The sequence below is a fragment of the Streptomyces coryli genome (genome assembly GCF_011044975.1).
GTDB lineage: Bacteria > Actinomycetota > Actinomycetes > Streptomycetales > Streptomycetaceae > Streptomyces > Streptomyces coryli.
The window spans coordinates 1-9,605 of the sequence record NZ_JAAKZV010000281.1 but is presented as its reverse complement, the minus strand read 5'-3'; the positions used below and the strand labels follow the sequence as shown (position 1 = coordinate 9,605).

At 72.4% G+C, this 9,605-nt stretch carries 9 protein-coding genes and 1 pseudogene; 5 read left to right on the top strand and 5 right to left on the bottom strand.

What is annotated here, in order from left to right:
- Nucleotides 1-89 precede the first annotated feature (89 nt).
- Nucleotides 90-437 (top strand): SCP2 sterol-binding domain-containing protein, encoded by a 348-nt coding sequence (locus G5C51_RS36225; protein ID WP_165244149.1) that lies wholly within the window; start codon nucleotides 90-92, stop codon nucleotides 435-437.
- Here G5C51_RS36225 and G5C51_RS36220 read toward each other — a convergent pair.
- From G5C51_RS36220 to G5C51_RS36210, 3 genes are read right to left on the bottom strand one after another with little or no spacing between them, the layout of a single operon-like run.
- Nucleotides 421-1,236: an ABC transporter ATP-binding protein gene (locus G5C51_RS36220; protein WP_165244147.1), complete on the bottom strand. Its 816-nt coding sequence runs from the start codon at nucleotides 1,234-1,236 to the stop codon at nucleotides 421-423. The two genes, G5C51_RS36225 and G5C51_RS36220, sit on opposite strands and share 17 nt — an antisense overlap.
- A 20-nt stretch (nucleotides 1,237-1,256) precedes the next feature.
- On the bottom strand, nucleotides 1,257-2,339 hold the full coding sequence (locus G5C51_RS36215; protein WP_165244145.1) for an iron chelate uptake ABC transporter family permease subunit: 1,083 nt from the start codon (nucleotides 2,337-2,339) through the stop codon (nucleotides 1,257-1,259).
- Entirely contained in the window at nucleotides 2,336-3,388 is a 1,053-nt protein-coding gene (locus tag G5C51_RS36210) for a FecCD family ABC transporter permease (RefSeq protein WP_165244151.1), read from the bottom strand. The genes G5C51_RS36215 and G5C51_RS36210 overlap by 4 nt, the downstream gene beginning before the upstream one ends.
- A gap of 69 nt (nucleotides 3,389-3,457) precedes the next feature.
- On the opposite strand from G5C51_RS36210, the gene G5C51_RS36205 reads away from it, so the two are divergent.
- Together G5C51_RS36205 and G5C51_RS36200 are read left to right on the top strand one after the other, a co-directional pair.
- Nucleotides 3,458-4,474 carry an ABC transporter substrate-binding protein gene (locus G5C51_RS36205; protein ID WP_240930166.1) on the top strand — a complete coding sequence of 339 codons (1,017 nt, stop codon included), beginning with the start codon at nucleotides 3,458-3,460 and terminating at the stop codon, nucleotides 4,472-4,474.
- Entirely contained in the window at nucleotides 4,471-5,307 is an 837-nt protein-coding gene (locus G5C51_RS36200) for a siderophore-interacting protein (RefSeq protein ID WP_165244141.1), read from the top strand. The genes G5C51_RS36205 and G5C51_RS36200 overlap by 4 nt, the downstream gene beginning before the upstream one ends.
- Nucleotides 5,308-5,317: 10 nt before the next feature.
- Here G5C51_RS36200 and G5C51_RS36195 read toward each other — a convergent pair whose 3' ends face one another.
- Nucleotides 5,318-6,355: an HAD hydrolase-like protein gene (locus G5C51_RS36195; RefSeq protein ID WP_165244139.1), complete on the bottom strand. Its 1,038-nt coding sequence runs from the start codon at nucleotides 6,353-6,355 to the stop codon at nucleotides 5,318-5,320.
- A gap of 55 nt (nucleotides 6,356-6,410) precedes the next feature.
- Between G5C51_RS36195 and G5C51_RS36190 the strand changes: the two genes are divergently transcribed.
- Nucleotides 6,411-7,667 carry a DUF1015 family protein gene (locus G5C51_RS36190; RefSeq protein WP_165244137.1) on the top strand — a complete coding sequence of 419 codons (1,257 nt, stop codon included), beginning with the start codon at nucleotides 6,411-6,413 and terminating at the stop codon, nucleotides 7,665-7,667.
- A 4-nt stretch (nucleotides 7,668-7,671) separates the two neighbouring features.
- Here the strand turns inward: G5C51_RS36190 and G5C51_RS36185 are convergent, their stop codons facing one another.
- Nucleotides 7,672-8,553 (bottom strand): tetratricopeptide repeat protein, encoded by an 882-nt coding sequence (locus G5C51_RS36185; protein ID WP_240930167.1) that lies wholly within the window; start codon nucleotides 8,551-8,553, stop codon nucleotides 7,672-7,674.
- Between G5C51_RS36185 and G5C51_RS43435 the strand changes: the two are divergent.
- Nucleotides 8,464-9,605: pseudogene (locus tag G5C51_RS43435) on the top strand (hypothetical protein); the annotation flags it as partial. The gene G5C51_RS36185 and the pseudogene G5C51_RS43435 overlap by 90 nt on opposite strands.

The following is a 9,605-nucleotide window of genomic DNA, read 5'->3' as shown; positions in this document are numbered from 1 at the left end:
CCCGCACCGCACCCCAAGGCACCCCGGCGGCGCCACCGTCACCATCCGATACCAAGCCCCCCGCCCCACCTCCGGTAGCGTCGTACGGGATGAAAACGATCGAAGAGTGCCGCAAGGCGCTCGACCGGCTTTCCGAGAACATGGGCGGTGCCGGCGGTGATGTGAAGAAGGCCGCGAGCCTGGACCGGTCGCTGAGCTGCCACATCACCGATCTGGATACGACCTTCACCGGACGGCTGCGCGACGGCCGTATCCAGGACCTGGTCTCCGCTCCCGGCGCCCCCGCAGAGCGCGCCCAGATCCGCCTCGCCATGTCCAGCGACGACCTCGTCGCGCTGGTCGAGGGTGAGCTCAACTTCGCCAAGGCGTGGGGGCAGGGGCGGGTCAGGCTCGAGGCGGGCGTGATGGATCTGCTGCGGCTCAGATCCCTGCTGTGACCGACTCCCGCGTGCGCGCCTTGCGCGCCGCCGGCACCACCAGCGGCGTGCCGGTCTCCGGATCGGGGATCACCTGGCAGCGCAGCCCGAAGACCTCCTCCACCAGCTCCGCGTTGACGATGTCACCCGGCGCGCCCTCCGCCACGACATCGCCCTCCCGCATGGCGATCAGGTGCGTGGCGTAGCGGGCCGCGTGATTCAGGTCGTGCAGCACCGCGACCAGCGTGCGCCCCTGCTCCTCGTGCAGCTCCGCGCACAGGTCGAGGACCTCGATCTGGTGCTGGATGTCCAGATACGTCGTCGGCTCGTCGAGCAGCAGCAGCGGCGTCTGCTGCGCCAGCGCCATCGCGATCCAGACGCGCTGCCGCTGACCACCGGACAATTCGTCGACATATCGATCGGCCAGCTCGCCGACGCCGGTCGCCGCCATCGATTCCTCGACAATTCGCTCGTCGTCGCGCGACCACTGCCGCAGCAGCCCCTGGTGGGGATAGCGCCCTCGCGCCACCAGGTCGGCCACCGTGATGCCGTCCGGAGCGATCGACGACTGCGGCAGCAGCCCCAGCGTCCGCGCCACCTTCTTCGCCGGCATCGAGCCGATCGCCGTGCCGTCGAGCGTTACGGACCCGGTCGACGGCTTCAGCATCCGGGACAGGGCCCGCAGCAGCGTCGACTTGCCGCAGGCGTTGGGGCCGACGATCACCGTGAAGGACTGGTCGGGTATCGCCACCGACAGGCCTTCCGTGACGACCCGCTGGTCGTAGGCGAGGGTGACGTTCTCGGCTGCGAGACGGGACACGTGTGCACTCCTGAGGTCGTTCATATCCGGCCCGCCTTGCGCTCGGCGGCGAGCAGCCACAGCAGGTAAACGCCGCCCAGCATGCCGGTGAGCACGCCGACGGGCAGCTGGTCGGCGCCGAAGAGCCGCTGCGAGCTCCAGTCGGCGACGAGGAGGATCACCGCGCCCATGCAGGCGGACGGAAGCAGATTGGGCCCTGGAGCCCGGGTCAGACGGCGGGCGAGCTGCGGGGCGGTGAGCGCCACGAAGGCGACCGGGCCCGCGGCCGCGGTGGCCACCGCCACCAGCAGCGTCGCGGCGACCAGCGTCACCAGCCGCACCCGCTCGGCGCCGATGCCCAGCGCGTACGCCGTGTCGTCGCCCATCTCCAGCATCCGCAGCTGCCGCCCGTATCCGACGGTCAGCGGGATGAGTACGGCACAGACGGCCAGCAGCGGCCAGACCTGGGCCCAGTCGCGGCCGTTGAGCGAGCCGGTCATCCACAGGACGGCGCGGGCGGCGTCGGCGATCTGGGCCTTGGTCAGCAGATAGCCGTTGACGGCGACCAGGACCGCGGAGCCGCCGATGCCGATCAGGACGAGGCGGTAACCGTGCACGCCGCGCTTCCAGGCGAGCGTGTAGACCGCGACGCCGGTGACGACGGCGCCGATGAGGGCACCCGCCGCCGTCTCCATGGGGCCGCCGTGCAGCACCACGATGGCAAGGAGCGCGCCGGCCGTGGCGCCATGGCTGAAGCCGAGCATGTCGGGGCTGCCGAGCGGATTGCGGGTGACGGTCTGGAAGACCGCGCCGGCGATCCCGAGCGCCGCGCCGACCAGCAGGCCGACCAGCACGCGCGGCAGCCGCAGTTCGTTGACGATGAATTCCTGCGCGGTCGTCCCGCCGCCGAAGAGCGTCTTGACGACGTCCGCGACGGCGATGTCGAAGTCGCCGCTGCCGATCAGCAGCACCCCGGCCGTACAGGCCAGCAGGAAGAGCGCCGCCGTGACGACGAGTGCGCGGACGTCGAGGCGCAGCGAGAGGCCGCCGGCGGTGCGCAGTGCGCGAGCGGGCTTTCCGCTACGGGCCGGGGCGGCCGGCCGCGCCTTGGTCAGGGTCTTCACAGCTGCGCCAGCTTCCGTCGCCGTACGAGATAAATGAACACCGGCCCGCCGATCACCGCGGTCACGATGCCGACCTGCAGCTCCGCGGGCCGCGTCACGACCCGGCCGACGACGTCCGCGCCGAGCAGCAGCACCGGCGACAGCACCGCCGTGTACGGCAGGATCCAGCGCAGGTCGGGCCCGGTGACGGCGCGCACCATGTGCGGCACCATCAGGCCGACGAAGACGATCGGCCCGCAGGCGGCGACCGCGGCGCCGCACAGCAGCGTGGCGGCGATCATGGCCAGCGCGCGGGTGCGGCCGAGGTGGGCGCCGAGGGCGCGGGCGGAGTCGTCGCCGAGGGCCATCGCGTTCAGCGGGCGGGCGAGCAGCAGCGCCAGGACGATGCCGACGGCGATGAACGGGAGCACCTGCTTGACGGTGTTCATATTGGCCGCCGCCAGCGAGCCGACCGTCCAGAAGCGCATCTTGTCGAGCGCGGCGGTGTCGAAGAGCTCGACGGCCCGTACGTATCCGAGCAGGGCCGCGGAGGCCGCGCTGCCGGCGAGGGCGAGGCGGACCGGCGTGGCGCTGCGGCTGCCGCCGAGGGCGTAGACGACGACCATGACGGCGGCGGCTCCGATGAAGGAGAACCACACGTAGCCGGTGAGCGAGTTGATGCCGAGGAAGCTGATCGCGGAGACGACCGCGGCGGCGGCGCCGGCGTTGATGCCGAGGACGCCGGGCTCGGCGAGGGGATTACGGGTCAGCGCCTGCATCACGGCGCCGGCGAGACCGAGGGCGGCGCCGACCAGCAGGCCGAGGATGGTGCGCGGCAGCCGCAGGTCGCGGATGACGACGTCGTTGTCGGTGCCCGTGTTGTCGAACAGGCCGTGCCAGACGTCGCCGACGGGTATCTGCTTCGCGCCGACGGCTATGGACGCCACCACGATCACTGCGAGAAGGGCTACGGACAGCAGCAGGCCCGCGGCGCGCGCTGAGGTGCGGCGGCGCGATGGGGGCTCGTCGGGGGCGGCTGCTTCGCTCTCCCGTGGGGGACTGTCGACCAACACAGGGGTTAGGTTAGCCTAACCTGCACCTGCGGATCGAGAGGGACTCCCATGTCAGGCGCCACATCCATGCCTTCTGCCGCCCGATCCCGCCGCGGCTTCCTGGCCGCCGGCGGCGCCCTCGGCCTCGGCGCACTGCTCGCGGCCTGCGGCGACGACGAGGGCGGCAAGACCTCCGGCAAGGGCGGCGGCGCCTGGTCGTTCAAGGACGACCGCGGCAGAACCGCCAAGGCGTCGGGGACCCCGAAGCGGATCGTCGCCTACGTCGGCGCCGCCGCGGCATTGCACGACTTCGGCATCGAGTGCACGGGCGTCTTCGGCCCGACGAAGCAGCCGAACGGCAAGCCCGACGTCCAGGCGGCCAATCTCCCTGTCGACAAACTGACCAGCCTCGGCAATGCCCACGGCCAGTTCAACGTCGAGAAGTACGCGGCCCTCGAGCCCGACCTCCTCGTCACGAACATGATCATTGCCCCGGCCCTCTGGTACGTCCCCGACGACAGCGCGAAGAAGATCGAATCGCTGGCCCCCACGGTCGGCATCCGCACCGGCAAGACCACCTTGACCACCTCCATCCAGCGCTACGCCGCGCTCGCGGAGTCCCTCGGCGCCGACCTGAAGGCGGAAAAGGTCACCAAGGCCAAGGCCCGTTTCGAGGCCGCGGCCGAATCGGTGCGCCAGGCCGCCAAGGCCCGCCGCGGCCTGAAGGTGCTGGCCGTCTCGGCCACCCCCGACCTGCTCTACGCCGGCTTCGCCGAGGACTTCTTCGACCTGCGCTACTACGCGTCGCTGGGCGTCGACTTCGTGACTCCCCGCAAGCGCGACAAGGGCGGCTACTGGGAGTCCGCGAGCTGGGAGAGCCTCGACCGCTACGACGCCGACCTGATCATCGTCGACCGCCGCACCGGCAACCTCCAGCCCGACCAGCTGAAGAAGTCCAAGCCCACCTGGCGCGACCTCCCCGCCGTCAAGGCCGGCCAGGTCATCCCCTGGCAGAACGAGGCCCCGCCCAGCCACGCCGGCTACGCCCCCCTCATCGAGCAGCTCGCCACAGCCCTCCAGGACGCGAAGAAGGTACGCGCATGACGACCACCAGCGCCACGCCCGCCACCGCCACCCCCTTCCGCTTCTTCGACCTCGAGGTGCTGCGCGCCGAACGCCGCTCCCCCACGATGATCCGCATCGTCATGGGCGGCCCCGAGCTCCCGTCCATGGCCTCGGCGGGCCGCGACCAGCGCCTGAAGCTCTTCTTCCCGCACCCCGGCCAGGACGCGCCGGTGATGCCGGACGACGACGGCTCGGACTGGTACGGGGCGTACCAGGCCCTCGACCCGGCGGTCCGCGGCATCATGCGCACGTACACGATCCGCGCCCTGTCCACCGACGAGCTGACGGTCGACTTCGCGGTCCACGGCGACGAGGGCCCGGCCTCCCGCTGGGCGCTGGCCGCCGCCCCCGGCGACCGGCTGGCGGCTCTGGCCCCGGCGACCGCGGACAACGTGGCGTACGACTACCGCCCGCCGTCCGACACCGACTGGGTCCTGCTTGCCGGCGACGAATCCGCCCTGCCGGCGATCGCGAGCATCCTGGAGACCCTCCCGGCCGGCCTCCCGGTCCGCGCCTGGATCGACGTGGCAGAACCGGCCGACATCCAGGGTCTGCCGACGCCGTCACCCGACGCGGAGATCGTCTGGCAGGTACGAGGCGTCTCCCGCCCCACTCCGGAGGAGATCGCCGCGGCGTCGCTCCCGGAGGGCACGCCCTACGCGTGGATCGCCGGAGAGTCCGCGACGGTGAAGGCCATCCGCCGCCACCTGGTCCGCGAGCGCGGCATCGACCGCAAGCGGGTCACCTTCAGCGGCTATTGGCGCCGGGGAACGTCGGAGACCCAGCTGCTGGAGAAGGGCGAGGCGGCGTAACCCAAGCCCCCTACAGCCCAAGCCGGGCAAGCGCCTTCCCGGAGTCCAGCTCGCAGCCGCCCTCACCGGCAAAAGCCCAAGCGGCAGCGCACAGCGCCCGCAGACCGTCCACCGCGTGCCCCTCCCCCTCGAGCTCAAGCACCCCCCGCGAGGCATCCGCGCGAGCCCGCCATCCGCCGCACTCCCCGTCCGCCGTCACCTCGGGCTGCCCCGTCAGCAGCCCCCGCAGATCAGCGTCCACATAGGTAGGCCGATGCTGCGGCGACGCCGCCACCAGCTGCGCCCCATCAGTCACCCCGGTGAGCACCAGCAGCGAGTCGACCCCACCGTTGAACGCCCCCTCGATATCCGTATCCAGCCGATCCCCCACCACCAGCGGCCGCTCCGCCCCCGTCCGCAGAATCGTCTCCCGGTGCATCGGCGGCAGCGGCTTCCCCGCGACCTGCGGCCCGTCCGCACCCGCCGCGCCGGCGGCGATCCGTACGACCTCCACCGCCGCACCATTCCCGGGCGCGATCCCCCGACCGCTCGGAATCGTCAGATCCGTATTCGACGCGAACCACGGCACCCCGCGCGCCACCGCATACGACGCCTCGGCAAACCGCCCCCACTGCAGCGACGGCCCGCCATACCCCTGCACGACCGCCGCCGGCGCGTCATCCGCCGACTCGACCGGCACCAGCCCACGCTCCCGCAGCGCCACCCGCAGCCCCTCACCCCCGATCACGAGCACCCGCGCCCCGGCCGGCACCTGCTCCGCGATCAGCCGCGCCACCGCCTGCGCCGAGGTGATCACATCCGCCGCATCGGCCGGCACCCCAAGCTCGGTCAGATGCTCGGCCACCGTCCCCGGCGTACGGGCCGCGTTGTTCGTGACGTAAGCCAGCCGCATCCCGCCGAACCGCGCCGTCCCCAGCGACTCCACGGCATGCGCGATGGCCTCACCCCCCGCATACACGACCCCGTCGAGATCGAGCAGCGCCGTGTCGTACGCATCGCTGAGCGGCCGCTCGCTGCCGGATGGCCGGGTCCTGACGGTCTGCCTCACGCGCTGACGCTCCTCGCTGCTCCTGGGCTGCGGCACACGGCTTACGATCCGGTGCATGCAGCATTCTTCCGGCCTCGACCTGCAGCCGTTCACCGGCCTCCGCTACGCCCCGGCGCGGGTGCGCAGCCTGGCGGCGGTGACCTCGCCACCGTACGACGTGGTGGTGCGTCCGGACGGTCAGGACCACCTGGAACAGGCCGATCCGCACAACATCGTCCGCCTGATCCTCCCGCCGACCCCGGCGGCCGCGGCGCGGATGCTGCACGACTGGCAGGAGGCGGGCGTGCTGGTCCCGGACCCACGGCCCGCGCTGTACGTGTACGAGCAGCGCCGCGGCGAGCTGCTGCAGCGCGGCGTCATCGGCGCCCTCCGGCTGTCCGCCCCCGAGGAGGGCGTGGTGCTGCCGCACGAGGGCGTGATGGAACACATCGTCGCCGAACGCGCCGACGTCATGCGGGCAACGGCGGCGAACCTGGAACCGCTGCTCCTGGCGTACCGCACCGACGGCCGCGCCACCGGCGCGACGGCGCTGATCGAGCAGGTGGCCCAGCGCCCGCCGCTGCTGTCGACGACCACCGAGGACGGCTTCGCCCACCGCCTGTGGTGCGTCACGGAACCGGCGGAGCTGGCGACGATCCAGAAGGATCTGGCGGGCCGGCAGTCCATGATCGCGGACGGCCACCACCGCTGGGCGACCTATCTGCGGCTACGGGACGAGCGGCCCGATGCCCCCGGCCCCTGGGACTACGGCCTGGTGCTGCTGGTGGACACGGCCCGCTACCCGCTCGAGGTCAAGGCCATCCACCGGCTCATCCACGAGCACCGGGCCGAGGAGGTGCTGCGCGCCGCGCGCGGCAGCTTCGCCGAGGTCCGTACGCTGCCGGGCCCCCTGTCGGACGCCCTGACGGAACTCGACTCGGCGGCAGCCCGCGGCCCGGCCTTCCTGCTGGCGGGCGACGGCTCGTACCACCTCATCACCCAGGTCGACCCGGAGCACGTGGCGCGCCACGTCCGCCCCAACGCCACCGGAGAACCCCTGCCCCTGGACGCCGCCATCGCGGACGAGCTCGTCATCGGCGAGCTGTGCGATATCCGGGACGACGGCCCCGACCAGGTCAGCCACATCCACGACGCCGCGGCCGCGGTGGCCCGGGCCGAGCACATCGGCGGCACGGCGCTGCTGATGGCCCCGGTGTCGGAGGACGTCGTACGGGAGCATGCGCGGCATGGCGTCACCATGCCGCGCAAGTCCACGTCCTTCGGCCCGAAGCCGGCGACCGGGCTGGTGCTGCGATCGCTGGCGCTGGACTGAGCCGTCAGTCGTTACGCGGCTCGTCCGCGGGCCGCTCGTCCTCGACCTCACGGTCGTCCACGACGACCGGCCGGTCGTCATCCACGACCGGCTCCTCGTCCACGAGAGCCTCGTCGTCCACGACTACGGGACGCTCGTCGTCCTCCACGAGGGGCAGGTCGTCGTCGGCGGCGTCCACGAGCTCGTCGGGGCTGACCGGCTCCGGCTGCGGGTGGCCATCGGCATCGTCGCCGTACGAACCCTCACCAAGGACATCGTCATCGACCGCGTCCTCATCGAGCGCGTCGGTGAACTCCACCCCGTCCAGCTCGGCGAGCCGGTCGGAGGCATCCGTGGCGCCGTCGTGATCGGCCTCCAGCGCCTTGGCGAACCACTCCCGCGCATCCGCCTCGCGTCCCACCTCGAGCAGCGCGTCGGCGTAGGCGTACCGCAGCCGGGCGGTCCAGGGCTGCACGGAGTTCGACGCCAGCTCAGGGCTCTGCAGGGTGACGACGGCGGCATCGGGCTGCCCGAGGTCACGCCGGGCACCGGCGGCGACGATACGCATCTCCACCTGCCCCGCCTTGTCGAGCTTCTGCACCTCGTCCGCGCCGGCCATCTCCATCGCCCGCTCGGGCCGCCCCATGCCGCGCTCGCAGTCGGCCATGATCGGCCACAGGTGCTGCGCCCCGGTCATCCGTCGCGCGGCCCGGAATTCGGCCAGCGCCTCCTGATACCGCCCGGTCGCGTACGCGGCAAAGCCGGCCGCCTCCCGCACCGCCCCGACACGGGACGCCAGCCGCAGCGCGACCTTGGCATGTCCGTACGCGGTCTCGGGGTCCTCATCGAGCAGCCGCGCGACCATGACGAGGTTACGGGCGACGTCATCGGCAAGCGTCTTGGGCAGACTGTTCAGCTCCTGCCGAACCGACTTGTCGACCTCCATCCCGGTCACATCATCCGGGATGGGCAGCCGCCTCACCGGCTCGCGATCAGGCCGCCCGGAGTCCCCGTCACGCCGCGGCCCACGCCGGTCGTCATCACGACCGCGGTAACCACCGCCACCACGACGGTCATCGTCCCGACCGCGATAGCCGCCGCCACCGCGACGGTCATCGTCCCGGCCGCGGTAGCCACCGCCGCCACGGGGACGGTCCTCGTCGCGGCCCCGGTAGCCACCACCGCCGCCACCACGGCGGTCGTCATCGCGACCACGGAAGCCGCCGCCCTGGCCGCCACCGCGACGATCGTCATCACGACCGCGGTAGCCGCCGCCCTGGCCGCCGCGGCGGTCATCATCGCGACCGCGGAAGCCAGCAGCGCCACCACCGCGCCGGTCATCGTCCCGGCCACGGAAGCCGCCGCCCTGGCCGCCACCACGACGGTCATCATCACGGCCGCGGTAGCCACCACCCTGGCCGCCACCACCGCGCCGGTCGTCATCACGACCGCGGTAGCCGCCGCCCTGGCCGCCACCACGCCGCTCATCCCCGCGCCGGTCACCGCCCTGGCCATACGGCCGCCCACCACGGCTGTCGTCATCACGACGCGGACCCCGGTCATCGCGCCGGAAGCCACCCCGCTCGTCATCACGCCGCGGACCGCGGTCGTCCCGCTGGAAGGAACGGCGCTCGCCATCACCCTCACGCCGGTAGCCACCGCCACCACGGCGATCATCGTCACGTCCGCGGTAGCCACCACCCTGGCTGCCACCACCACGCCGGTCATCATCGCGACCGCGGTAGCCACCGCCCCCACGGGGACGGTCGTCATCACGACCGCGGTACCCACCGCCGCCTCCGCGCCGGTCGTCCTCACGGCTACGGAAGCCACCGCCCTGGCCGCCACCACGACGGTCATCATCACGGCCGCGGTAGCCACCACCCTGGCCGCCACCACCGCGCCGGTCGTCATCACGACCGCGGTAGCCGCCGCCCTGGCCGCCACCACGCCGCTCAT

Coding starts and splice junctions, on each gene's coding strand:
- G5C51_RS36190 (WP_165244137.1), top strand. CDS start 6,411: ATGCAGCATTCTTCCGGCCTCGACCTGCAGCCGTTCACCGGCCTCCGC.
- G5C51_RS36225 (WP_165244149.1), top strand. CDS start 90: ATGAAAACGATCGAAGAGTGCCGCAAGGCGCTCGACCGGCTTTCCGAG.
- G5C51_RS36205 (WP_240930166.1), top strand. CDS start 3,458: ATGCCTTCTGCCGCCCGATCCCGCCGCGGCTTCCTGGCCGCCGGCGGC.
- G5C51_RS36200 (WP_165244141.1), top strand. CDS start 4,471: ATGACGACCACCAGCGCCACGCCCGCCACCGCCACCCCCTTCCGCTTC.